Source organism: Sphingopyxis sp., from assembly GCF_035686825.1.
In the GTDB taxonomy this organism is placed as follows: Bacteria; Pseudomonadota; Alphaproteobacteria; order Sphingomonadales; family Sphingomonadaceae; genus Sphingopyxis.
Genome location: NZ_DASRYZ010000002.1, coordinates 26,730 through 49,710, shown reverse-complemented (window position 1 = coordinate 49,710; position 22,981 = coordinate 26,730). Strand labels below are relative to the sequence as shown.

Sequence of the window (22,981 nt, the reverse complement as noted above, 5' to 3'; positions counted from 1 at the left end):
CCCGCTCATTCGGCAGCCTCGATCGGCACGATCCGGCGGCTCTGCCGAGCCTGCGCAGCATAATCCTCCTGCCAGTCCGAGGGGCCGTTCGAATGCCCGACCTGCACTGCGGTGACCTTATATTCGGGACAGTTGGTCGCCCAGTCCGAATAGTCGGTGGTGATGACATTGGCTTGCGTGTCGGGATGGTGGAAGGTCGTGTAGACGACCCCCGGCGCAACGCGATCGGTGATCAGCGCGCGGAGCGATGTCTCGCCGGCACGGCTGCGCAGGCTCACCCAGGCGCCGTCGTTGATGCCGCGATTTTCGGCATCGACCGGATGGATTTCGAGCCGGTCTTCGGCATGCCAGGCGGTGTTCGCCGTCCGGCGCGTTTGCGCCCCGACATTATAATGGCTGAGAATGCGCCCCGTGGTGAGCAGGAGCGGGAACCGCGGACCCGTCTTTTCATCCGTCGCCACATAGTCGGTGACGACGAACTTGCCCTTGCCGCGGACGAAGCCGCCGATGTGCATTGTCGGTGTCCCATTCGGCGCGGCATCATTGGCTGGCCATTGCAGCGAGCCCTCCGCTTCGAGCCGGTCATAATGGACACCCGCGAATGTCGGCGTGAGCGCGGCGATCTCGTCCATGATCTCAGACGGGTGGCTGTAGTTCCAGTCGAGTCCGAGCGCCTGCGCGACGAGCTGGACGATCTCCCAGTCGGCGTAGCCGTTGAGCGGCGCCATCACCTGACGGACCATCTGGATGCGGCGCTCGGCGTTGGTGAACGTCCCATCCTTTTCGAGGAAGGTCGACCCGGGCAGGAAGACATGCGCGTAGTTTGCGGTTTCGTTGAGGAACAGGTCCTGCACGACGACGCATTCCATCGCCGCGAGCCCGGCGGCAACATGATGCGTGTTGGGATCGGATTGGAGGATGTCCTCGCCCTGGATGAAGAGGCCCTTGAAGGTTCCGTCCGTCGCGGCATCGAGCATGTTGGGAATCCGCAACCCCGGCTCATGATCGAGCTTGACCCCCCAGGCGCTCTCGAACATCGCGCGTGCGCTGTCGTCCGACACATGGCGATAACCCGAAAATTCGTGAGGGAAGCTGCCCATATCGCAGGCGCCCTGGACGTTGTTCTGGCCGCGCAGGGGGTTCACTCCGACGCCTTCGCGCCCGATATTGCCCGTGGCCATTGCGAGGTTGGCGATTGCCATAACGGTCGAACTGCCCTGGCTATGCTCGGTGACGCCAAGACCATAATAGATCGCGGCGTTGCCACCGGTCGCATAGAGGCGCGCCGCGGCGCGTACTTCGTCGGATTGAACGCCGGTCAATGCCTCGACCGCTTCAGGCGAACGATGCGCTTCGGCGACGAAATCGGACCAGTCGAGAAATTCGTCCCAGTCGCAGCGCTCGCGAATATAGGCCTCGTCGTAAAGCCGCTCGGTCACGATAACATGCGCCATGGCGGTCAGCACCGCGACATTCGTCCCGGGGCGCAACGGCAAATGATGCTCGGCCTCGACGTGCGCCGATTTAACGAGATCGGTGCGCCGGGGATCGATGACGATCAGCTTGGCGCCCTGGCGAAGTCGCTGCTTCATGCGGCTGCCGAAGACAGGATGGCCATCGGTGGGATTGGCGCCGATGACGAGGATGACGTCCGACTGCATCACGCTGTCGAAATCCTGCGTCCCCGCCGACGTCCCGAAGGTCGTCTTCAGTCCATAGCCAGTGGGCGAATGACAAACGCGCGCGCAGGTATCGACATTATTGTTGCCGAAGCCCTGACGGATCATCTTCTGGACGAGGAATGTCTCTTCGTTGGTGCAACGCGAAGATGTGATGCCGCCGACCGCGCGCGTGCCATATTTGGCCTGGATGTGGCGAAAGTCGCTGGCGACGCGCGCGATCGCTTCTTCCCAGCTCACTTCCTGCCACGGGTCGCTGACGCTCGTGCGGACCATTGGCTTCAGGATGCGGTCTTGATGCTGGGCATAGCCCCAAGCGAAGCGGCCTTTGACGCAGCTATGGCCATGGTTCGCCTTGCCCTCTTTCCAGGGCACCATGCGCACCAGCTCCTCCCCGCGCATCTCGGCGCGAAACGTGCAGCCGACGCCGCAATAAGCGCAGGTGGTGACGACTGCCTTGTCCGGCGTTCCAACCTCGACGACTTTCTTCTCGATCAGCGTGGCAGTGGGGCAGGCTTGCACGCAAGCGCCGCACGAGACGCATTCGGACGACAGGAAATCCTGTCCCTGGCTCGGGCTGACCTTGGTGTCGAAGCCGCGGCCCTCCATCGTCAGCGCGAAAGTACCCTGCACCTCGTCGCACGCGCGTACGCAGCGCGAGCAGGCAATGCATTTCGAGGGATCGAAATCGAAATACGGGTTCGAATGATCCTTTGGCTGGCCCATATTGGTGGCGCCGTCATAGCCATAGCGAACATCGCGGAGACCGACCGCGCCCGCCTGTTCCTGCAATTCGCAATCGCCGTTCGCGGCGCAGGTCAGGCAATCGAGCGGGTGATCGGAGATATAGAGCTCCATCACGCCCTTGCGCAGTTGCTTCAGTCGCTCGCTTTGGGTGCGCACGACCATGCCCTCGGCAATCGGCGTCGTGCACGAAGCAGGGTAGCCCGCGCGTCCCTCGATCTCGACAAGACACAGGCGGCACGATCCGAAGCTCTCGAGATTGTCGCTTGCGCACAGCTTGGGGATTGAGGTGCCACCGAGCGAGGCGGCGCGCATGATCGACGTGCCTTCGGGAAGCGCGATCGTCTTGCCGTCGATCGACAGCGTGACATTGCGTCCGGTAGCGAGCGCCGGAGGCGTGCCATGATCGGTTTCGCGCGTGAAGCTCATGCAATTACTCCGCGGCGAGGGGCTTGCGCACCCCCGCGCCAAAATCTTCGGGAAAATGATCGAGGGCGCTCAGCACCGGATAGGGCGTGAAGCCCCCGAGAGCGCAGAGCGAGCCAAATTTCATGGTGTCGCACAGGTCGCGCAGCAGTTCGGTCTGAGCGGAGGCGCTGACATCGATCCGGTCGGGTGCGCGCGAATAGAGCGCCTGGCCGAGCACGCCGCTTGGCGGCGCAGGCGCTGCGGGCTCCACCGTTCGCGCGGCGATGATCCGGTCCATGATTTCGACCCCGCGCGTCGATCCGATGCGACAAGGCGTGCATTTGCCGCAGCTTTCGACCGCGCAAAATTCCATCGCGAAGCGCGCCATATGAGCCAGGTCGACGCTATCGTCGAAAACGGTGATCCCGGCATGGCCAATGAGCCCGCCCGCCTGAGTGAACGCTTCATAATCGAAGGGCGTGTCGAACAGGGAGGGCGGGAAATAGGCCCCGAGCGGGCCGCCGACCTGGACGGCACGCACGGGACGGCCGCTGGCCGTCCCGCCGCCGATATCCTGTACGAGTTCGCCGAGCGTGATACCGAAGCCCACCTCGAACAATCCGCCATTCTTCACATTGCCTGCGAGCTGCACGGGCATCGTCCCGCGCGAGCGGCCGAAGCCAACCCCCGCATAAGCCTCGGCCCCTTCGCTGAGGATGAAGGGAACGGCCGCGAGGCTCAGGACATTGTTGATGACTGTGGGTTTGCCGAACAGGCCGGACAGCGCAGGAAGCGGGGGCTTGGCGCGCACCTGGCCGCGCTTGCCTTCGATGCTGTCGAGCAGCGCCGTTTCCTCGCCGCAGACATAGGCTCCGGCACCGACGCGAACCTCAAGCGTGAAAGGCGCGACCCGGGTCGCCGAAAGTTCGATCGCTGCGCGCATCGTGTCGATGGCGAACGGATATTCGCTGCGGATATAGATATAGCCATGCCCGGCGCCGACGGCATGCCCCGCAATCGCCATGCCCTCAATCAGGCAGAAGGGATCACCTTCCATGAGCATGCGATCGGCGAACGTCCCGCTGTCGCCCTCGTCGGCGTTGCAGACGATGTATTTGGGCGCATTCGGTGCATCGAGAACCGTCTGCCACTTGATCCCAGTCGGGAAACCCGCCCCGCCGCGCCCGCGGAGACCACTCGCTTTCACTGTGTCGACGACCGCCTGCGGCGGCGACGATCGCGCGATGTCGAGACCGGTCCAGCCGCCGTGCGCTGCATAGTCGGCCATGCCGAGCGGGTCGATGACCCCGCAGCGCGCGAAGGTGAAGCGTTGCTGCGCGGCAAAGAAGGGCAGCGCATCGATCCGGCCAAGGTGGTGGACATGGGTGCCTGCGAGCACCGCGTCGACGTCGCGCGATGATACCGGGCCATAGCCCATCCGTCCCGACTCGGTTTCGACCTCAACGAGCGGCTCGATCGAAAACAGGCCGCGCGAGCCGGTACGGACGACCTCGCAGCCAGCGGACGCGAACGCCTGGGCAACGTCGTCGGCGCCCAGCGCGACCGACGCCATGTCGCGGCTGATATATATACGCGTCATGCCGCGACCTCGGCGGCGATGCGCTCGAGGACGACCTCGTCGATCCGGGCAACGGGGCGGCCGTCGACCAAGGCGTTGGGACCGATCGCGCAGAGGCCGAGGCAATAGATCGGCTCAAGGCTGACCTGGCCATCGCGCCGCGTCTCGCCCATCGCAACACCTAGTCGCTTGGCTGCGGCCGCTTCGATCCCGACGCCGCCTCGCGCCTGGCAGCTTTCCGCCCGGCAGAGCTTTACGACATGGCGGCCGGCCGGTCGCCGGCGGAAATCATGATAGAAAGTGATCACGCCATGGACGTCGGCGCGAGAAAGATTGAGCGCGCTCGCCAGCAGTGGCACACACGCATCATCGACATAGCCTATCTCATGTTGAAGCGCATGGAGCAAGGGCAGCAGTTGCTCGCGGCCGCTACCATAGCGCAGGGTCCATTCCACTATCGTCGTCTTTGCGTCATTATCGCGCATGTACCTACACCCTCTACCAGCATGTGCGGGTGCCTCAGATGATGCCTCGCGTCAAATCGAACGATCGCATGTTTGATAGAGTATCTCTATCATCTGGAAGTCATTTCGGTTGGGAGAGTGAGATCACGCGCCACCGCCAGGACCGATTGCGCAAGTGGACTCATCGGTGTCCGGTCCGAGACAATCACTCCGACCCGGTTGATGTCGTCAGTGTCAGGTAGCGGGGTTGCGATGGCCCAGTCGAGGCCATCGAGCAGCATCGCGTGACTGGCCGGCATGATCGAGCAAAGCAGGCCCTGCCGGACGATCGCGAGCAATGCGAGATAGGAATCAGCGGTGACGATTGGTCTTAGCGCATATCCTAGCGCAGCTAACCGTGCGTCGAGTATCCGGCGGTTCTGCATGCCTTGCGGCAGCAGGCACAAAGGAAGGCCCGCGAGATCTTTCCAGTCAGGCTTGGAAGGGACCGCGATCCCGCCGCGCGAACTCACAAGCATGCTGCGCTCCTTATAGAGCGGGACCGACAGCGCGTGAGCGGGAGGTTCGAAGTCGACATAGGTTATCCCGGCATCGAGCTCGAACGCGGCGAGCTCGCGCTCGATCTGCCGCGACGTAAGAGCGCGGAGCTGAACATTGAGGTCGGGGAAGCGCCCGCGAATGACCTCGATCAGATAGCCAGCCGCCGGCATAGAGGCCGGAATTGCACCGAGCCTGAGTTCGCCTTTGAGCGGTCCGCGCGCCGTGCTTGCCGCTTGCCCGAGAGCCTCCGCGGCAGCGATGAGCTGCTGGGCCCAAGGCAGGATGGCCTCGCCCTCGGGGGTCAGCCCGGCATATTTCCGGTCGCGAGCGACGAGCCGCTTGCCAAGCTGCGCCTCGAGCATGGCAATGCCGGCCGAGAGCGTCGGCTGTGAAACATGGCATGCCGCGGCGGCGCGCGCGAAATGGCCTTCGCGGTGGAGCGCCAGGAAATATTCGACGAGCCGGGTCTGCATGCGGAACGTCCTGATCTCTCAATCATGTGCTATGGGCGAGGCTGATGCAACCTCGCGACCTTCCCCATCTATTGCACCAAAAGCGGGTCGGAGTCCTTTTGCACGCCAATCCAACACCCCCAGGACTTACACTAAGACATCGCATCCGAGCAATGCCCGCTCGCTCAAAGGGACGTGCGTTATTCACGCCAACGCGAATCCCCGCGGGATTCGCTGTCGTTTATGCCGTCATGTTTGTTTCGCCTTCAAGCCGACTGTGCGGCGATCTCGTCGCGGATCATTGCCTGCAGCTTGCTGCGAGCCCGCACGGTTCCTTTGTCGCACGGAAGAATGACGGGAAAGAGGGAAGACAGGTTGGGCGTTCCCACCTCTTCCTGAACATCACCAACCATCGGCGTGTCCTCGGTACGGAACGCGTCGACGGTTGCCGCAAGGAAGGCGGTGTTCAAATCGACATCATCGACAAGCCAGTTCCGCCAACCGGACTAAAAATAGTGTGTGCGGGTTTCGGTCTCGGGCGTCATGATGTGATTGGCCCAGAAGATAAGGCCGGAATCATAATCGCGGCTTCCCTGCACGGTGCCGACGAAAAGATACATCGACGACCCGGAGCAACTTTCTGACGTTGGAACGCCATTGAAGGATTTACTGATAACCGGGTAACTCACGCCGCTGCAACTTCCGCTGACGGCGTTTTTACCACCGGCGATCAGATCCTTGAACCTCTGAATGGAAGCGAACGATGACCATACTCAGGCTGGGCCCGATCGTCGAGGAAAAGCCGGTCAAGCTGACGCTCGAACTACCCGGTCACCTCGTCCGGGAGCTTGCGCAATATGCGGCGGTTCACGCGAAGCTGACAGGACTGGCAGCGCCGCTTCCGCCCGAGCGCATCATTCCCGCGATGATCGGACTCTTTATCGCCAGCGACCGGGAGTTCAGCAAGCAGCGGCGACGATCCCCCGGCTAGCCATAGTTCAGCGCTACGCCGGACCTGCCGCCGTAACGAAGCAGCCAGCAGCCATAACCTTAGTGGCTGACGGCCTTGGAAAAGAGATTCATGACCATGACCCCAACAATAATCAAAGTCATGCCGATAAGGGCGGGCGTGTCCATTTTCTGCCCCTGAAACAGCCATGCGGCGGCCGTTATCAATACGATCCCTACCCCTGACCATATAGCATAGGCGATGCCTGTCGGCAGATCGCGCAGCGTCAGCGACAGAAAATAGAAGGAGATCATATAGCCGACCACCGCGGCGAGCGATGCCGCGAGCCGAGTGAAGCCCTGCGACTCTTTCATAAAGGAAGTTGCCGCAACCTCGGCGACAATGGCCACAAGAAGATAGAGATATTTCATGAGAGCTCCCAGGGTTAAAGCTTCGTCCGACACGCCACTTACGCACAAGAAACTGCGTTAGCGCGAGCAAACCGACCGCTGTGTGACACCGAGGCAACTAAAGATTCGCTTGAGGCGAAAGCAGGAGACACCACCCTGCTACTCTCTTTCCGGTGACATGTTCTTACCTGAACAGGGAACCAGTTTCAACGATCGGTTTGGTCCGAGAGGCGCGCGCATTGCGGGTTTACTAAGGGCGCAGCGCGCGGGACGCCGGACACGCTCAAGGCCGAGGAGATTAACGAGCACGCCTGCTTCAGGGCGCTGAACGAGCACAGCCGCAGAGCGAAGCAACGAAGCGCAGAACGCGAGATGCGCATGGCTCGCTACCCGCCCGGTTATATTCCCCCCGTCCGGATGGGGCGCCCCATAGGCTCAGTCAGCGACCGCGGAAGACTGCCGCACAGGCAAGGCGGATCCAGTCGGGACGGGTAAGGAGGCCGTCGAGGCGCGAGCTGCCGATAGCGTAGCAACACGAGAGCAGTAAGAAAAAAATTCTGGCACAAGACAATCAACTGTCACTACTCTGCGACATATGGGGTTCCATGCGTTTATTCCCCAAAATCTAAAGCAGCTAAAGAAAAGTTGGTATCAAAACAGAATATTAAATTGCGCGCTGAGCACACTTCTTACTGGGGAGGAAGTTATGTTTCAAGATAAAAGGTTAATGCGGACCTTATGCATCTCGGCGCAGACAGCGCTTTTTGGAGGCATATCGAGCTGTGTCCTGCTGGGTACCTTCGCGGTTACTCCCGCGATGGGGCAGGATCGCCCGACTTCCAACCCAGTTTCTCCTGACCAAGCGGCTCCTGACCAGGGCAATGGCGCCAATTCCAGCGACATCGTCGTCACGGCGAGCCGACGTGCGACCAACGTCACCGACATTCCCTACAATATTTCTGCGATAGGCGGGGAAGCGCTCGAGCGTACCCAGACAACAGACCTTACCAAATTGTCCCGGCAGGTTCCTGGCTTTTCCGTTCAGGATCGGGGTAGCCGCAACATCGCATATTCGGTTCCCGTCATTCGAGGCCTAAACGCGGCCGATGTAAGCCGCGAAAATTTCGTTTTGGAGCAGTCGCCCGTTGCGACCTATCTCGGAAACAGCGTCATGGCCGGCTATATCCCGGTCGATGATGTCGACCATGTCGAAATATTGCGTGGCCCGCAGGGGACGCTTTACGGCGCAGGCTCTCTCGGGGGGGCGATCCGGATCATTCCCAATTCTCCCGAGTTGGAGGAATTCAGCGGTCAGGTCTATGGAAGCAGCACGACAACGGCGCACTCAGCCAAGCTGGGCTACACGGCCGGTGGCGTGATCAACGTGCCGATCGGCGACGTCGCAGCATTCAGGGTCAGCGGCAAGTTCGACCATCAGGCCGGTTTCATCGATCGCTATGGCATTGTTAAGCGCGACGGCGACAGCGCGGATGCACCTGCGGTCCAGGCCGATCCTTCCAATTTCGTCACAAGCCCGGCCGTCTACTACAATAAGAAGGACGCGAACTACGCGGACATCGCCAACATTCGCGGTGCGCTGAAAATTCGGCCCAGTTCGCAGTTCAACATCGAAGCGTCGCTGAATTACCTGCACATCAAGGGGCAGGGTGGTCCTGAGACCAACTCAGCCTTTGCAGGAGGCCCTTATCCGATCGATCCTCGCATCACCCTGCCGGCGGCCGGCGATTATGGCTTGGTGTCGCCAATCCTCGAGCCCTACACGCGAAGATCCTGGCTCGCCGCGCTCGACATGAGCTACGATCTTGGCTTTGCAGATCTGTCGTCGACCACCACATATTACAACACGCGCGGCACGACCGCCGACCAAGGCGTATTCTTCACCTTCACAGCGCCTGCTGCCTCCATTCCTTTCTTCACGGGCGACCCGATATTTCCACGGTTCCTCTTTACCGGGGTGTATGGCGATCGGAGCAAGACCTTGACCCAGGAATTCCGGCTGGTCTCCAAGAAAGGTGAAACATTCGACTACGTTTTGGGTGGCTTCTACATGGATCAGCGCAACAGCATGTCAGTGGACATGCACACGCCTGGTATCACTCAATATACACAGGCGCTGTCTGATGCTGGCGGTGGCTTTCAGCCGTTTGGCCCCCCTGGTTTTGTTACCAATGTCGACGCTGAAGGGCGGGCGTTCGTGGTGGGCGCGAGACAGCGGTTCAAGGAAAAGTCGATCTATGGTGAGTTGACGTGGCATATCACGGACCGGTGGGACACGACGGGAGGCGCGCGAGCGTTCTGGCAGGATTTCGATCAAAGACTCAGCTATTCCGACAACATCTTTGACCTGCTCGTTCTGCAGAACAACACGGCCAAGGTGAATGACCAAATCTTCAAGGTTAATACGACATATCGTTTTGCAGGTGAGAATCGGTTGTATGCGACCTGGTCGCAGGGGTTTCGCCGGGCCGGCGCCAACACATTCCCGACTGAAGGCATATTTCAGGAGCCGCCGGCCCTCCTGTCCTATGGACCCGACAAAGCCAATAATTTTGAGTTCGGCGTGAAAGGGCGGCTGCCTGGCGGCCTGCGCTACACGGCGGATATATTTTACATCGATTGGAAGAATGCCCAGGTTTCTGCAATCACGCCAAATGGCGGCTGGAACGTGACGGTCAACGCCCCGAAGGCAGTATCGAAGGGACTAGAGGCTGAAATATCCACGCCCCTCTTCGATCGCGACCTCAACCTGTCGTTGAGCTACGCCTATGTTGATGCCAAATTGAAGGAAGATTTTGCCTTCCCGGTTGGTGACGGGAATGGCGGCTTTGTCGCAGCAGGTATTGTCGGGACGAACGGTGATCGTCTGCCGGGATCATCAAAGCATAGCGCCTCTGCCACCTTGTCCTATAAACAGGATCTGGGCCGCGATCAGACGCTTAACTATACGATCAATGCTTTTTACAAAAGTTCCGTCATATCATCTTTACCGACCAGCGGACTCACGCCCTACAAGGCGTCTGGTTACGCGATGGTCAATGGCGACGTTGCCTTTGATATGGGTGCGCTGGAACTTGGCCTATTCATCAACAACCTCCTCGACAAACGAGTAGTTTATTCGCGTGACATAAGACAGGCGCCGCTTCTCGGCGCCCTCAATCAGGTCGATAACATCAGTCGGCCGCGTGAAATTGGCGTCAGAGCTAAATATTCTTTCTGATGTAAACGAGATCGAGCTAATTTGTTCGAGAAATTAGCACGAGTAGCGTTGAATATTATGCCTATATTGGATTGCACAATCTCCCGATAATAAGCAATTCGCGCAATTTTACGAATCTGGTCAAATTAAAGATAATGGAGAAAGTGGATGTTTAAAGTCGTAATCATGATGAAGCGCCGTAAAGACATTACGATGCAAGAGTTTAAGGATTATTACCAGAACACCCATATTCCCAATGTCATGGCTATCCTTCCGCCGACCGATATTCTCCCGAATGTCCATCGCAGAAACTTTGTCATTCGCGATGATAGCTTCCTAGACAGCGTCGCTGACGGCCGCACAGATCCCAATCCGCCGTTCGACTGCCTCACCGAGGTGGAATATGAAACCCGCGAGGATGCCGAAGCGTCGATGCAGCTGTTTTTCGATCCCAAATATCTGCCTGATTTGAAGGCCGACGAAGCGAAGTTTATCGACCTCAGCACCGTGAAATATTATGTGGTCGAATGCATCGAGATCAAATTCAAATAACCATCTCCGCGTGGGAAGAAAAAGGATCGATCATGCGATTCGAAGGTAAAGTTGCGCTTATAACTGGTGGTGCAAGCGGCATCGGAAAGACTACCGCTATACGTATTGCTCGTGAGGGCGCAACATGCGTGATCGGGGACATTCAGATGGAGGCCGCAGATTCCGTCGCCGCCGAGATTAATGCGAACGGCGGATCGGCCATCGCGATGAAACTCGACATCGCGCGCGAGGATGAGTGGAACACCGTGATCGCGGATATCGTCCACCGACATGGCAAGTTGGATGTCCTCGTCAACAATGCCGCGATCGGCGACTTGGACACGATCGAAGACACGTCGCTGGAAACATATAACAAGGTTATTGCGGTAACGCAGACGAGCGTTTTTCTTGGCACAAAGGCAGCATCCGCCGCCCTCAAGGCGTCGGGCAACGGCGCGATCGTCAACGTCAGTTCGATATGGGGCATGATCGGGGGCTTTGGCGACAGCCCCGCCTACTCCTCGGCGAAGGGAGCCATTCGGAACTTCACAAAAGTTGCGGCAATGGCTTGGGCGAAGGAGAAGGTGCGCGTCAACTCCGTGCATCCCGGTTTCATCGACACGCCAGTGACCCAAGGCATGGATCAAGCGATGTTTGCGGAAATGACCCCGTTGGGCCGCATGGGGACGACGGACGAGGTTGCGGCCGTCATCCTCTTCCTCGCCAGCGACGAGGCTTCCTACGTCACAGGTTCGGAATTTGTCGTCGATGGCGGCTACATCGCGAGATAGGTGCCGCTGCGGCAAAAGATTGAATCAGCTTTCTAAGCTATACTTGGAGTTCCGTCGACTGGAACGATCTCGAATTACGCAAAGCCGGTTGCGATTTAAATATGAATGCAAAGATTATCGTCAATTTCATGAGGAACGTCTGATATGGATCTCAAGTTGAAGGGCAAAACTGCAATCGTTACTGGCGCAAGCCAGGGAATCGGATTGGCGACCGTACGGTCGCTGATCGCGGAGGGTGTGCAGGTTGTCGGTGCGGCCCGCAACATCCGGCCGGAACTGAAAGAAACCGGGGCAGTCGGTTTGTCGATTGACCTCAGCGAGCCCGACAGCGGCGACCGTCTTGTCGAAGCCGCGATCAAGGAATTTGGAGGCGTCGACCTGCTGGTGAACAATGTTGCCGGCGGTGAGAATATCACGCTGGACGGCTTTCTGGGCATTGACGACACGATCATGGTGGAGATGATGAACATCATCCTCTTTGCGGCCGTGCGCGTCACCCGCGCCGCACTGCCCAGCCTGATCGAACGTGGCGGCGCGATCGTAAATGTCGGTTCGCTAACCACCTGGCAGCCCGCCGATTCCCCTATGCCCTATTCGATCCCCAAAGCAGCGCTCAAGTCTTTCAGCAAGGCGCTGGCGACCGAGTTCGGTCCCAAAGGGGTGCGGGTCAACATGGTATCGCCCGGACCGGTTCGCACAGGTGTATGGGAGTCGGACCATCATGTTGGCGCGAAGATGGCCGCCGCCAGCGGAATGACCAAGGAAGAACTGATCGCTACGCTCCCGGAAATGTCGGGCATGCTGTTGGGCAAAATCACGGAACCGGAAGAAGTTGCGGCGCTGATCACCTTCCTGTTGTCCGACGTGGCACGCAGTGTGATCGGCTCGGATCACTTGATCGATGGCGGCATTTGCAAGAGCGCCTGATCCTTCGATCATCGTGCTAAGGTGCCGATCGACGACATCGCGCACCCCTTGTGCGGCCAGCGGCAGGCATGTTCGTTTTGCTCCGATGAAAAGAGCGCTTGACTGTTTGGCTCGCCCTTGGGTGAGGCTCTAGCTAGGATTCCTTTATGCTGACCTATCGATCAGCGTCGTTTGCCGTGAGTTTTTTGGCACTTGCCGCGTTCCCCGTCACGGCTGCGCCCAGGGAGCAACCCGTTACAGAGTCGACGCAAACCCGGCCTGCGGGCGATCCAACTGTTGAAAGAAGTACTGTCATGGACGATGTCTCGCGCCTTCAGGCCTGCGAAGAAATCAAGCTCCTGAAGGCACGCTACACGCGCGGCATCGATACCAAGGACTGGGGGCTGGTTTCCGACGTGCTTGCTGACGATGTTGTCGCCGATTTCGAGGGGTCCGCGACCGACCCCGGCACCGGCGTCAATTTTGCGCCGGACGCGACCGGGGAGGTGATCAAGGGCCGCGAGAATTTCGTGGCAATCGAGAAAAAGAGTCTCGATGGAATCGTAACCGCGCACCAGGTCTATGCTCCGGAGATCGAGTTGCTCAGCGAAACGACTGCGCGGGCTGTATGGGGGATGCACGATGAGCTGCGTTTCCCGGATGGCGCCCCGATCCGGCTCTTTGCCGGGTTCGGCCATTATCATGAGACATATGAGCGCGTTGATGGAAAGTGGAAGATAAAGACGTTGCGTCTGACACGCCTACGTGTGGACGTCACCAAACCATAAGCAGGAAGTCAGGGACACCAGGATAGTTCGGAAGTGGCCATATGAAGAAACTAGCCAAAGTTGCCGCCCTGATCGGAGCTATTGGGCTTGGAACGGTCACTTATCTCTATAGCGACCCAGTTCAGCGTTCGCCTGACAATCCGGATTCCGCACTGATAGACTGGAACTTGGAGGACGACTGGCCGGCTTTTGGTCGCACATACGGTGAGCAGCATTACAGTCCCTTGGCGCAGATTGATCGTGGCAGCGTTCATCAGCTTGGTCTTGCCTGGTCTCTCGACCTGCCTGCAGGCAATCCGGTGAGCGGTCCGATCGCGGTCGGCGGCGTGCTCTATACATCGACGGGATATAGCGTCGTGCGCGCGATTAACGTCACGAGCGGAAAGTTACTCTGGACATTCGACCCGCAGGCGCCGGAGCGCTCGGGACACAAGCTGCGAATGGGCTGGGGGAGCCGCGGACTCGCCTGGTGGAACGGTAAAATCTATATCGGCACACAGGATGGGCGGCTAATCGCCATAGATGCAAAGACCGGCAAACAGGTCTGGACCCAGAAGACGTTCAGCAAGGAGGACGGTCGTTTCATCAGCGGGGCGCCAAGAGTATTCGACGGGAAGGTCATCATCGGTCACGGCGGTGCGGACTCATGGGATGTCCGGGGTTATGTCACGACTTATGATGCTGAAACCGGCAAGCAGTTGTGGCGGTTCTATACTGTCCCCGGCAACCCGGCCAAGGGCTTCGAGGATGAAGCCCAGGCGATGGCGGCGCAGACATGGCACGGGGAATGGTGGACATACGGAGGTGGCGGCACCGCTTGGAATTCCTTCACTTATGATGCGGAAACTGAAACCGTTTTTGTTGGGACGGGGAACGGGGCTCCTTGGAGCCATCGCATCCGCAGTAAGGGAAGGGGCGATAATCTCTTCCTCTGCTCGGTCGTCGCCTTGGACGCGAAGACCGGGAAATATAAGTGGCACTATCAGTTTAATCCGGGCGAAAGCTGGGATTACAACGCCTCTATGGATATGCAACTGGCCGACATCAAGATCGATGGCAAGGTTCGCAAGGTGCTGATGGAATTGCCGAAGAACGGCTTTTTTTACGTCATCGACCGGATCAGTGGAAAGCTTATTTCGGCCGACAAGGTGACGGAAGTGACTTGGGCAAGCGGTATCGATCTGCGAACGGGCCGTCCGATCGAAAATCCGAAGGCGCGGATGCCCGCCGGGGAACCGTTCAGACTAGTTCCCGGGCCGGATGGCGCTCACACTTGGTTGCCCTCAGCTTACAGCCCCCTGTCGGGCTTGATGTACCTTCCTGTCGCTCACTCGGGCACTGTCTATGACGAAAAGGGCATTCCCGAGAATTGGAAGCGGATGCCCGGAAACCTTGCCGATCCGGGATTGAATATCAATTTCGATCCGCAGTCGAAATCGGGCAAGGATGCCACATCGACTTTGCTGGCGTGGAACCCGGCGACACGCGAGGTCGCCTGGAAACGGGAAATGCCCGGTGGCTGGAACGGAGGAATTTTGGCTACAGCGGGGCAGTTGGTGTTCCAAGGAGATGCTACGGGCAAGTTCAATGCCTACGACGCGGTGACCGGAAAGACCCTTTGGCAGTTCGATGCGCATGTGCCGGTTTTGGCGCCCCCGATAACCTACAGGCACAATGGCCGCCAATATGTGACCGTGCTTGCCGGCGTCGGGACCGCCCTTGGCATCAATTCGCGCGCATGGCCGGAGCTGACTGATTATCGCACGCAGCCGAGGCGCGTGTTAACTTTCGCGTTGGGCGGCGCCGCGACGATCCAGAAGGCCAAGAATGCGGCGTTCACCCCTGCGGTTGACCCAGATTATAAAGCGGATACGGCGAGTTCCGCTCGAGGAGCATTTCTGTACGGATCACGCTGCGGCATTTGCCACGGTTTTGATGGCGTTAGCGCGGGAACCGCTCCGGAACTGCGGGCTTCGGGGGTGCCGCAGTCGCCGGAAGCCTTTGCGCAGATCGTGCGTGAAGGCGCGCTTGTGTCGGCGGGTATGCCGGCCTGGGGCGAAATGAGCGATGCCGAACTTGACGATTTGCGCCAATATATTCGTTCCAAAGCAGCAGAGGTGAGGAAATAATGTGAGGAATGATCACCCATCCGCCGCAGGGCCTTTGGAAGTGCTGCTTGGGTGCCTCTCTCGGCGCGGGTGATCCCGGTCCCGCTCTCGGTGGCGCGGCGATATCGGTCCCGGATACCCTTGGTTAGCGTGCGACCCGATCAGGCGAAACCGTCAGCCAGCATTTCCAGCATTTATTCGACGGACAATGGGGTGCGCCACGCCGCTCTCCTCCTGGTCGCTATAGCCATGGCCGGTCCGGATTGTGTTGCATTTAGGCAAGGGCGTGACCGATATCAGCGCCGTGGCCATGATGCCGGCGTCTCGGAGATAGTGTCCAGTGATTGGAGATGCGCTCGCCGCGCGGGAGTCTAAATAATCCTGCGAGTGGTGATTAGCCGGCGTAGATAAGCCCCATTTTGCCGTGACGCCGGTTGGTCGGAAGGAAGGGTGAATGCGCGGTGTTGAGCGGAACCGAAAGGGCGTGGGCCGGCGGTTCAAAGTCGATATAGGTCTCTCCGGCATCCGGTTCGTAGGCGGCCAATTCGCGTTCGATTTGCCGAAACTTGAGGGCGCGAAACTGCTCGGCTATTTCAGTAAAACGCGCGCGTCGCTTCGAAAAGATGGCCCGTCGCAGCCGTTCATGCCGGTATGGCGCCGAAGCGCGGTTCCCCTTTCGGGGGCCGCGGGCAGTGTCCATTACTGACTGAGCGTTCGGTGTCGCTACAAGCTGTTGTGCCCAAGGAAGACTCGCTCCGCCTTTCCGCAGCAGACGAGCATATTGCCGGTTGCGTGCGATCCGCCGCTGTACAAGTTGCGACGCGGGCATGGCTATGCCGGCGGACAAAGTCGGTTGCGAGACGTCGCAAGCTGCCGCTGCTCGGGCGAAGTGACCTTCGCGATGGAGTGCCAGCAATATTCGATCCGCTTGGTCTTCATTCGACCCGAATTGCCGAAAATATCACCGCTCGCCACATCTAGCAGATCGCCTCATTTCGATAAACTGGCCGAGGGGCGATCATAGCGTCGTCCGCTAATGGAGCGTGCATGCAGCGATTCTTTGCTTACACCTTTCGTGTCGAAGTCCGAACGTCTCCGCATGCTGCGACGGCGCATCACAGATGGCGAAACAATTGCCATAACAACGGCCGCGATGCGCGATGTCTTGAGGCGCGGACGGCGGCGGACATCGCGAAAGCGCAGCTAGTTATCGCTTCTCGGCGGCGGAATTTTCTAAAATACTACCACCGAACGTATGCTTGTCCCCGCATGCATCAGGTCGAACCCCTTGTTGATCTCGTCGAGGCCCATGACGTGCGTGATCATCGGATCGATCTCGATCTTGCCGGTCATGTACATGTCGACGATCTTGGGCACGTCGGTGCGGCCCTTGGCGCCGCCGAACGCGGTGCCGCGCCAGTTGCGCCCGGTGACGAGCTGGAACGGCCGCGTTGCAATCTCCTTGCCCGCCTCGGCCACCCCGATGATGATCGAGGTGCCCCAGCCGCGGTGGCACGCTTCGAGCGCGGTGCGCATGACTTCGGTGTTGCCCGTCGCGTCAAAGGTATAATCGGCGCCGCCGTCGGTCAGCTGCACGATCGCGGCGACCGTGTCTTCGCGGCTCATGCCTTTCGTATTAAGGAAGTCGGTCATGCCGAACTTGCGGCCCCATTCCTCGCGCGCCGGATTGATGTCGACGCCGATGATCTGCTTCGCACCCGCAAGCCGCGCACCCTGGATTACGTTGAGCCCGATGCCGCCGAGGCCAAAGACGACGACATTGTCGCCAACCTGCACCTTGGCGGTGTTGATCACCGCGCCGACCCCGGTGGTGACACCGCAACCGATATAGCAGCTCGACTGGAACGGCGCGTCCTCGCGGATTTTCGCGACCGCGATCTCGGGCAGCACGGTGAAGTTCGAGAAGGTCGAGCAGCCCATATAATGGAAGATTGGCTGCCCCTTGTAGCTGAAGCGCGTCGTGCCGTCGGGCATCAGTCCCTTGCCCTGCGTGGCGCGGATCGCAGTGCAGAGGTTGGTCTTGCCCGAAAGGCAGCTTTTGCACTGCCGGCATTCGGGGGTGTAGAGCGGGATCACATGATCGCCGGGGACGACGCTCGTCACCCCCGCGCCGACTTCGCGCACGATGCCTGCGCCCTCATGGCCGAGCACGCTGGGGAAGATGCCCTCGCTGTCGAACCCGTCGAGCGTATAAGCATCGGTGTGGCAGATGCCCGTCGCCATGATCTCGACCAGCACCTCGCCCGCCTTCGGGCCTTCGAGGTCCAACTCGACGATCTCGAGCGGCTTCTTTGCTTCGAATGCAACGGCGGCACGGGTTTTCACGCATTATCTCCGATTCTAAAGTTCAGTCGCTAGCATTGTCCCTCATTTGTGATAATGCGCGAATATCGCAAAAGACTGTGCCAGATGGAGCTATAATTGACGCGATGGGATGGTATCGACGAGTTTGTAGCAGTCGCGAATTCCGCGAGCTTCACGCGCGGTGCCCTAATCATTGGCAGGTCCGCCACACATGTTAGTCGCGCGGTCATGGCGCTGGAGCGGCGTCTTGAAACGCAGCTTTTTCACCGAACAACGCGAAGCGTCAGACTGACCGACGCGGGGCGGACCTTTCTCGAGCGATGCGAGCGTATTATTCAAGAGCGGAATGAGGCTTTTGCCCTCATTGGGGAAAAGGGCGAGCCTCATGGAGAATTGAGGGTAACCTGCTCGACGACGATGGGAGAGCGATATGTCGCACCGATCCTGCGGCGCTTTGCGATACAGTTCCCCCGCCTGAGCATCACGATCGAACTCACGAACCGGGTCGTAGACCTGACAGCCGAAGATTTCGACCTCGCGATCCGTACCGGCAGTATCAGCGATCCGCGGCTGGTTGCGGTGAGTGTTGGATCGCGAAATGTCCGCACCTGTGCCGCCCCCGACTATCTGTCCTCCCAAGGTCGGCCGCTAGTCGTCGAAGATCTGGTTGCGCACGAATGCATCGTTGGAACGGCGCCAACCTGGCATTTTACTGTCGGCGAGCAGGAACATCTGCATCGCCCTGCCGGTCGCTTCCGTTGCAATAGCGGGCACGCCGTGATCGAGGCTTGCATCGCCGGCATCGGCATCTGCCAGCTCCCCGACTTCTATATCTTGCCTTTTCTGGAAAAGGGCATGGTGGAACTCGTCCTTGATGATGTCCGGCCGGCGGACGAACCGATTTGGGCCGTTTATCCCCGCCGACGCCATCAATTGCCCAAGGTTCAGCGTGCTGTTGAAGCGCTGCAACACGAATTGTCAGCCGCATTGGGATTGACGGGCTGACCTGAAGCAACCGCCCGCCACTCCGGTTTTTGCGCAACAATATTCGCTGACGCGGTTGCCTTCGTCCATCAGGCCTCCGCCGACGGCGCCCACTTACTCAAGCCAAGCGCACATAATATCGCGTCCGTGAGATTGGTCGAAGATTGACCGACCAGCGAGCGAACTCAGTCTTAATCCGTGGCTGGCACAATCCCGCGCAGCGTCGCCTCTTCGGGCCAATAAAGCCGCATCGGATTCTCGATGAGGAGCTTACGCTGCAGATCAGCTGTCGGCGCAATGCGGGGGATCATGTCAACGAGATCACCGTCGTCTGGAACGGCATCTTCCATGTTAGGGTGAGGCCAGTCCGTGCCCCACACTACCCTGTCTTGATAGTCGCTAACCAAAGGGGAAGCAAAGCGGGCGAAGTCGTTCCAAGGAGGGCCTCTAGGATCGAGCCTGTCGGGACAAGTGACTTTGGTCCAGATGTCCTCGCGGCTGTCTAACAGCGAGCGGAACGCGCCCATTTCAGGCCCGTCGGGATGCCGGGTAACGTCGGGCCGACCCATATGATCGATTATGACGAGAGTCGGGATCGCATCCAAAAACGAACGCATCTCTTCCAGAATGTCGGCCTCGAAATAGACCACGGTGTGCCAACCGAGCGGCAGGATACGGCGAGAGATCTCCAGAAACTTGTCCTTCGGGGCCTCATCAACGAGGCGCTTCAGGAAATTGAAACGAACTGCCCGAATACCCCCGTCGTGCAGTCGCTCCAATTCGAAATCGCTTATGGCAAGGTCAACAACGGCCACGCCCCGTGCTTTCCCCCGGGACTTCGCGATGGCGTTCAAAGTCGCCGCATTGTCGGTGCCGTGGCAGCTCGCCTGAACGATAATGTTCCGGGATATTCCCAACCGATCGCGCAGTGCAAAGAGCATATCGGGACCGGCGTCTTGGGGTGTATATTTTGCCTTTGGGCTGAGGGGAAATTCCGCCGTCGGGCCAAACACGTGACAATGCGCATCGACAGCGCCAGGCGGTAGCTTGAAGCTCGGCGTGGAAGGGTTGGCGTGCCAGCTGACCTTGCGATCGCTCATCCGAATATCTCGCCGTCCATCAACTTGCGGGCGGTCCGCAACATGGCAACACTTCTTATGTCATCCCGCTCGTCCATATCGACCACGCAGGTCGTTTCTCCGGTCGGGTGCTCGACCGACAACGTCTTGCGGGCGCCTTCTGGCACGGAAGCGACTTCAAACGCAGGCGAGCCTTCAATAAGGCAGGCTGACGCAACGCTCACAGCGCCCAGAACACCGATCGAAGCGTGCGCGCGATGGGGAATGAAACTGCGAACCGTGATTGCTCCGCCGCTTCGCGGGGGGGCAACGAGCATCATCTTGGGAACCGACTTGTCCGTGACGTCGCCGAGGTTCATCCGCTCGCCCACCGCGAGACGGATCTTTTCGATAATCGCCTTGAGCACGAGATTATCATCCAGGGTGGCGCGGTCTTCATAGCCGGTGACGCCGACATCCTCGGCCTTCATCACGACGCACGGCATACCATTGTCGATCATCGTGACACGCACGCCTTCCACCTCGTCGGCGGCATTGCCCGTTGGAAGCAGTGCGCCACAAGTTGAGCCCGCAGTGTCCCGAAACTCAAGCGCAATGGGGGCGGCAGTGCCGGGGACGCCATCAATGTGAGCTTCGCCGGCATAGCAGACTTTTCTGTCTGGCGTCTGGACGGTCGCGATGGCGACTTGACCGGTATTCACCATGAAGATGGAGACGCAGGTTTCAGCTTCTTCAGCCGCAACCAGTCCGCGCTCGATGGCGAAGGGGCCGACACCTGCAAGAATGTTGCCGCAATTCTGGCTATCGCTGACAATGGCCTGATCAACAAAAACCTGAAGAAAGAGATAGTCGATATCGACGCCGGGCCGCGAGGATCTGCTTATGATCGCAACCTTGCTCGTTAGAGGGTCAGCCCCGCCCATGCCGTCGATCTGGCGCGCGTCCGGTGATCCCATGACACGCAACAGAAAAGCGTCGCGTTTGGTTGCCTCCGCTGGAAGATCCTCAGCCAGGAAATAACCGCCCTTCGACGTGCCGCCGCGCATCCACATCACCTTGGCCGAGTTTGGGACATCAGACATATCTAAGTCCCATTTCCTCCAGGCGTGGACGCATATTATAGATATCGAGGCCAAGTTCACCGGCGGCGAGCCGAACGCGCTTTGCTTCTTCTGCCGCTTCGCGTGCCCGCGCCTTTTCAAGAATGTCGGCGGCGTTTGCGCATGGCACGATGCAAACACCATCGTCATCCGCGACGATCACGTCCCCCGGATGCACCAGAGCATTCGCACAGACCACCGGGACATTGACGCTGCCCAATGTGCTCTTGACGGTGCCTTGGGCGTGAACGGCTCTAGACCACACCGGGAAGCCCATTTGAGTGAGGTCGCGGATGTCGCGCACTCCGGCGTCAATCACGAGGCCGCGGCACCCTCGCGCTTGAGCCGATGTAGCGAGGAGATCCCCGAAATAGCCATCGGTGCAGGGGCTTGTCGGCGCAAGCAGTAAGATGTCACCCTCGCGCAGCTGCTCGATCGCGACGTGGATCATCCAGTTGTCGCCCGGCGGAGCCGAAATGGTGATTGCATTGCCTGCAATGCGAGCGCCGGTGTAGATTGGGCGAATATCGGGCGAAAGAAGTCCGGTTCGGCCCTGGGCTTCGTGAACGGTCGCAACGCCGCATGCGGCGAGGCCATCGACAATGGAGAGGTCCGTTCGTTCGAACTTCTGGACCACGATCCCCGACATGATTTCTTCCTCCGATATATGACGAAAAATGAGGTGACAAAACAGAAGCAATTTCTCAAATATGAACTATGCATCCGTTATTAGATTTTGCTAACTTTAGTTCGTGACACCCGAGCATCTCAATATCCGGCACCTAGCCGCCATGGCGGTTGCGGTGGAGCATAGCAGCGTCAGCGTGGCCGCGCGCGCAGTGAATTTGACACAGCCCGCCGTGACGCAGGCGATAGCCAAGCTGGAGGTGCAGCTCGGGATGGCGCTGTTCACGCGCCAGCCGAGCGGAATGGCCCCCACCGAGGCCGCGATCAGACTGGCGCCCCGGGTTGAGGCAGCATTGAGGTTGATAGGCAGCAACAGGGTGACCGCTGCGCAGATCAGGGCATTCGTCGCGTTGGCGCGGACGGGGAGCTACACGGCAGCTGCGGTTGAATCAGGCGTGACAGAACCCTCGCTTCACCGGGCGGTGGGGGATTTGGGAATTGTTCTCGGGCATCGACTTGCCGAACGAAGGGGTCGCGGCCTGGTGCTGACACGCCAAGGCTCAGCAGTGGCCCGTCGACTGCGATTGGCGTTGGCAGAGCTTCGATCCGGGTTGGATGAGCTCACGGAGCAGAATGGACAGCAGGGCGGCCGAATTGTGGTAGGCGCAATGCCGCTGTCGCGCGCCAGGTTGCTTCCCAAAGCAATCGGCGCCTTCAGGACCGAATTTCCGCAGGTACATATCAGCGTCCACGAAGGATCGCACGCCGAACTGGTGGGGCCGCTTCGTGATGGCGAAGTCGACATGATGATCGGCGCGCTACGCGATGCGTCGCTCGGAAAGGATCTTGTGCAGAGGCCCCTGTTCGAGGATCGCCCTACGATCTTTGCCCGGTCGGGGCATCCCCTTGTCGAAGGCTGGGACGCCGAGGCCCTGCGTCGATATCCCTGGATTTTGCCCCCCGAGGGCGCTCCTTTGCGGCAGCTTTGGCGACAAATGTTTGAAGCGCTCGGAGGTGATCTGCCGCCAGTGCCGATCGAATGCGGGTCGGTGATGACCATCCGCGAACTGTTGGTAAGTGGCGATTACCTGACCATGTTGGCGGTAGATCAGCTCATGGTGGAGCTGGATGCCGGCTTGGTTGTCGACATCGGTCCGGCACCGGGCGCAATCAGCCGGACGATCGGATTGACTACGAGGGAAGACTGGCGACCGACACGATTGCAGCGACGCTTCATGGCAGTAATTGATGCCGAGGTGGGTAGTTTGGTTCGTAAAAACTTATAGCGTGGCTGCGGATT

The 22,981-nt window shown here is 59.4% G+C and carries 19 protein-coding genes and 2 pseudogenes; 9 read left to right on the top strand and 12 right to left on the bottom strand.

What is annotated here, in order from left to right; translation table 11 throughout:
* Positions 1 to 5 precede the first annotated feature (5 nt).
* From fdhF to VFG17_RS01335, 5 genes and pseudogenes are all read right to left on the bottom strand, one after another.
* On the bottom strand, positions 6 to 2,852 hold the full coding sequence (gene fdhF, locus VFG17_RS01355) for a formate dehydrogenase subunit alpha (protein ID WP_325027684.1): 2,847 nt from the start codon (positions 2,850 to 2,852) through the stop codon (positions 6 to 8).
* A 4-nt stretch (positions 2,853 to 2,856) separates the two neighbouring features.
* Positions 2,857 to 4,431, bottom strand: a complete 1,575-nt coding sequence (locus VFG17_RS01350; RefSeq protein ID WP_325027683.1) for an NADH-ubiquinone oxidoreductase-F iron-sulfur binding region domain-containing protein — start codon at positions 4,429 to 4,431, stop codon at positions 2,857 to 2,859.
* Complete coding sequence (locus tag VFG17_RS01345) at positions 4,428 to 4,895, bottom strand: NAD(P)H-dependent oxidoreductase subunit E (protein WP_325027682.1); 468 nt, start codon at positions 4,893 to 4,895, stop codon at positions 4,428 to 4,430. Before VFG17_RS01345 ends, VFG17_RS01350 begins: the two co-directional genes overlap by 4 nt.
* An 89-nt stretch (positions 4,896 to 4,984) precedes the next feature.
* The gene (locus VFG17_RS01340) at positions 4,985 to 5,887 is read right to left on the bottom strand and encodes a LysR family transcriptional regulator (RefSeq protein WP_325027681.1); all 903 of its coding nucleotides are present in this window, start codon (positions 5,885 to 5,887) and stop codon (positions 4,985 to 4,987) included.
* 245 nt (positions 5,888 to 6,132) lie between these two features.
* A pseudogene (locus VFG17_RS01335) lies at positions 6,133 to 6,351 on the bottom strand (aromatic ring-hydroxylating dioxygenase subunit alpha); the annotation flags it as partial.
* A gap of 278 nt (positions 6,352 to 6,629) precedes the next feature.
* Between VFG17_RS01335 and VFG17_RS01330 the strand changes: the two are divergent.
* Positions 6,630 to 6,857 carry a DUF2274 domain-containing protein gene (locus tag VFG17_RS01330; protein WP_325027680.1) on the top strand — a complete coding sequence of 76 codons (228 nt, stop codon included), beginning with the start codon at positions 6,630 to 6,632 and terminating at the stop codon, positions 6,855 to 6,857.
* A gap of 59 nt (positions 6,858 to 6,916) precedes the next feature.
* On the opposite strand, the gene VFG17_RS01325 is transcribed toward VFG17_RS01330, so the two are convergent.
* Positions 6,917 to 7,246, bottom strand: a complete 330-nt coding sequence (locus tag VFG17_RS01325) for a DMT family transporter (protein ID WP_325027679.1) — start codon at positions 7,244 to 7,246, stop codon at positions 6,917 to 6,919.
* A 685-nt stretch (positions 7,247 to 7,931) separates the two neighbouring features.
* On the opposite strand from VFG17_RS01325, the gene VFG17_RS01320 reads away from it, so the two are divergent.
* The 6 genes from VFG17_RS01320 (at position 7,932) to VFG17_RS01295 (ending at position 15,587) form a co-directional block, all read left to right on the top strand.
* Complete coding sequence (locus VFG17_RS01320; RefSeq protein ID WP_325027678.1) at positions 7,932 to 10,463, top strand: TonB-dependent receptor; 2,532 nt, start codon at positions 7,932 to 7,934, stop codon at positions 10,461 to 10,463.
* 147 nt (positions 10,464 to 10,610) lie between these two features.
* Complete coding sequence (locus tag VFG17_RS01315; RefSeq protein ID WP_325027677.1) at positions 10,611 to 10,994, top strand: EthD domain-containing protein; 384 nt, start codon at positions 10,611 to 10,613, stop codon at positions 10,992 to 10,994.
* A 32-nt stretch (positions 10,995 to 11,026) separates the two neighbouring features.
* Positions 11,027 to 11,764 (top strand): SDR family NAD(P)-dependent oxidoreductase, encoded by a 738-nt coding sequence (locus VFG17_RS01310; RefSeq protein ID WP_325027676.1) that lies wholly within the window; start codon positions 11,027 to 11,029, stop codon positions 11,762 to 11,764.
* Positions 11,765 to 11,908: 144 nt separating this feature from the next.
* Positions 11,909 to 12,691 carry an SDR family oxidoreductase gene (locus tag VFG17_RS01305; protein ID WP_325027675.1) on the top strand — a complete coding sequence of 261 codons (783 nt, stop codon included), beginning with the start codon at positions 11,909 to 11,911 and terminating at the stop codon, positions 12,689 to 12,691.
* A 146-nt stretch (positions 12,692 to 12,837) separates the two neighbouring features.
* Positions 12,838 to 13,458 (top strand): nuclear transport factor 2 family protein, encoded by a 621-nt coding sequence (locus VFG17_RS01300; RefSeq protein ID WP_325027674.1) that lies wholly within the window; start codon positions 12,838 to 12,840, stop codon positions 13,456 to 13,458.
* 41 nt (positions 13,459 to 13,499) lie between these two features.
* Complete coding sequence (locus VFG17_RS01295) at positions 13,500 to 15,587, top strand: PQQ-dependent dehydrogenase, methanol/ethanol family (protein ID WP_325027673.1); 2,088 nt, start codon at positions 13,500 to 13,502, stop codon at positions 15,585 to 15,587.
* Between the two features lie 373 nt (positions 15,588 to 15,960).
* Here VFG17_RS01295 and VFG17_RS01290 read toward each other — a convergent pair whose 3' ends face one another.
* The 3 genes and pseudogenes from VFG17_RS01290 to VFG17_RS01280 all read right to left on the bottom strand — a co-directional run bounded on the left by VFG17_RS01290 (position 15,961) and on the right by VFG17_RS01280 (position 17,912).
* Positions 15,961 to 16,266, bottom strand: coding sequence for a hypothetical protein (locus VFG17_RS01290; protein ID WP_325028306.1), 306 nt, complete (start codon positions 16,264 to 16,266; stop codon positions 15,961 to 15,963).
* Between the two features lie 171 nt (positions 16,267 to 16,437).
* Positions 16,438 to 16,482, bottom strand: a pseudogene (locus VFG17_RS01285) (hypothetical protein); the annotation flags it as partial.
* A 317-nt stretch (positions 16,483 to 16,799) separates the two neighbouring features.
* Positions 16,800 to 17,912, bottom strand: coding sequence for an S-(hydroxymethyl)glutathione dehydrogenase/class III alcohol dehydrogenase (locus VFG17_RS01280; RefSeq protein WP_325027672.1), 1,113 nt, complete (start codon positions 17,910 to 17,912; stop codon positions 16,800 to 16,802).
* A 96-nt stretch (positions 17,913 to 18,008) separates the two neighbouring features.
* On the opposite strand from VFG17_RS01280, the gene VFG17_RS01275 reads away from it, so the two are divergent.
* Positions 18,009 to 18,896, top strand: coding sequence for a LysR substrate-binding domain-containing protein (locus VFG17_RS01275; protein ID WP_325027671.1), 888 nt, complete (start codon positions 18,009 to 18,011; stop codon positions 18,894 to 18,896).
* A gap of 170 nt (positions 18,897 to 19,066) precedes the next feature.
* Here the strand turns inward: VFG17_RS01275 and VFG17_RS01270 are convergent, their stop codons facing one another.
* From VFG17_RS01270 to ligK, 3 genes are read right to left on the bottom strand one after another with little or no spacing between them, the layout of a single operon-like run.
* A complete protein-coding gene (locus VFG17_RS01270) occupies positions 19,067 to 19,975 on the bottom strand; it encodes an amidohydrolase family protein (protein ID WP_325027670.1) in 909 nt (302 codons plus the stop codon).
* Entirely contained in the window at positions 19,972 to 21,036 is a 1,065-nt protein-coding gene (locus VFG17_RS01265; RefSeq protein ID WP_325027669.1) for a 4-oxalomesaconate tautomerase, read from the bottom strand. Before VFG17_RS01265 ends, VFG17_RS01270 begins: the two co-directional genes overlap by 4 nt.
* Positions 21,029 to 21,703: a 4-carboxy-4-hydroxy-2-oxoadipate aldolase/oxaloacetate decarboxylase gene (ligK, locus tag VFG17_RS01260; protein WP_325027668.1), complete on the bottom strand. Its 675-nt coding sequence runs from the start codon at positions 21,701 to 21,703 to the stop codon at positions 21,029 to 21,031. The genes VFG17_RS01265 and ligK overlap by 8 nt, the downstream gene beginning before the upstream one ends.
* Before the next feature lie 103 nt (positions 21,704 to 21,806).
* Between ligK and VFG17_RS01255 the strand changes: the two genes are divergently transcribed.
* Positions 21,807 to 22,967, top strand: a complete 1,161-nt coding sequence (locus VFG17_RS01255) for a LysR substrate-binding domain-containing protein (protein ID WP_325027667.1) — start codon at positions 21,807 to 21,809, stop codon at positions 22,965 to 22,967.
* Positions 22,968 to 22,981 lie beyond the last annotated feature (14 nt).

Bases quoted from the DNA above. Each gene is read 5' to 3' on its own strand.
- fdhF (WP_325027684.1), bottom strand. From the start codon at position 2,852: ATGAGCTTCACGCGCGAAACCGATCATGGCACGCCTCCGGCGCTCGCT.
- VFG17_RS01350 (WP_325027683.1), bottom strand. From the start codon at position 4,431: ATGACGCGTATATATATCAGCCGCGACATGGCGTCGGTCGCGCTGGGC.
- VFG17_RS01345 (WP_325027682.1), bottom strand. From the start codon at position 4,895: ATGCGCGATAATGACGCAAAGACGACGATAGTGGAATGGACCCTGCGC.
- VFG17_RS01340 (WP_325027681.1), bottom strand. From the start codon at position 5,887: ATGCAGACCCGGCTCGTCGAATATTTCCTGGCGCTCCACCGCGAAGGC.
- VFG17_RS01330 (WP_325027680.1), top strand. From the start codon at position 6,630: ATGACCATACTCAGGCTGGGCCCGATCGTCGAGGAAAAGCCGGTCAAG.
- VFG17_RS01325 (WP_325027679.1), bottom strand. From the start codon at position 7,246: ATGAAATATCTCTATCTTCTTGTGGCCATTGTCGCCGAGGTTGCGGCA.
- VFG17_RS01320 (WP_325027678.1), top strand. From the start codon at position 7,932: ATGTTTCAAGATAAAAGGTTAATGCGGACCTTATGCATCTCGGCGCAG.
- VFG17_RS01315 (WP_325027677.1), top strand. From the start codon at position 10,611: ATGTTTAAAGTCGTAATCATGATGAAGCGCCGTAAAGACATTACGATG.
- VFG17_RS01310 (WP_325027676.1), top strand. From the start codon at position 11,027: ATGCGATTCGAAGGTAAAGTTGCGCTTATAACTGGTGGTGCAAGCGGC.
- VFG17_RS01305 (WP_325027675.1), top strand. From the start codon at position 11,909: ATGGATCTCAAGTTGAAGGGCAAAACTGCAATCGTTACTGGCGCAAGC.
- VFG17_RS01300 (WP_325027674.1), top strand. From the start codon at position 12,838: ATGCTGACCTATCGATCAGCGTCGTTTGCCGTGAGTTTTTTGGCACTT.
- VFG17_RS01295 (WP_325027673.1), top strand. From the start codon at position 13,500: ATGAAGAAACTAGCCAAAGTTGCCGCCCTGATCGGAGCTATTGGGCTT.
- VFG17_RS01290 (WP_325028306.1), bottom strand. From the start codon at position 16,266: ATGGACACTGCCCGCGGCCCCCGAAAGGGGAACCGCGCTTCGGCGCCA.
- VFG17_RS01270 (WP_325027670.1), bottom strand. From the start codon at position 19,975: ATGAGCGATCGCAAGGTCAGCTGGCACGCCAACCCTTCCACGCCGAGC.
- VFG17_RS01265 (WP_325027669.1), bottom strand. From the start codon at position 21,036: ATGTCTGATGTCCCAAACTCGGCCAAGGTGATGTGGATGCGCGGCGGC.
- ligK (WP_325027668.1), bottom strand. From the start codon at position 21,703: ATGTCGGGGATCGTGGTCCAGAAGTTCGAACGAACGGACCTCTCCATT.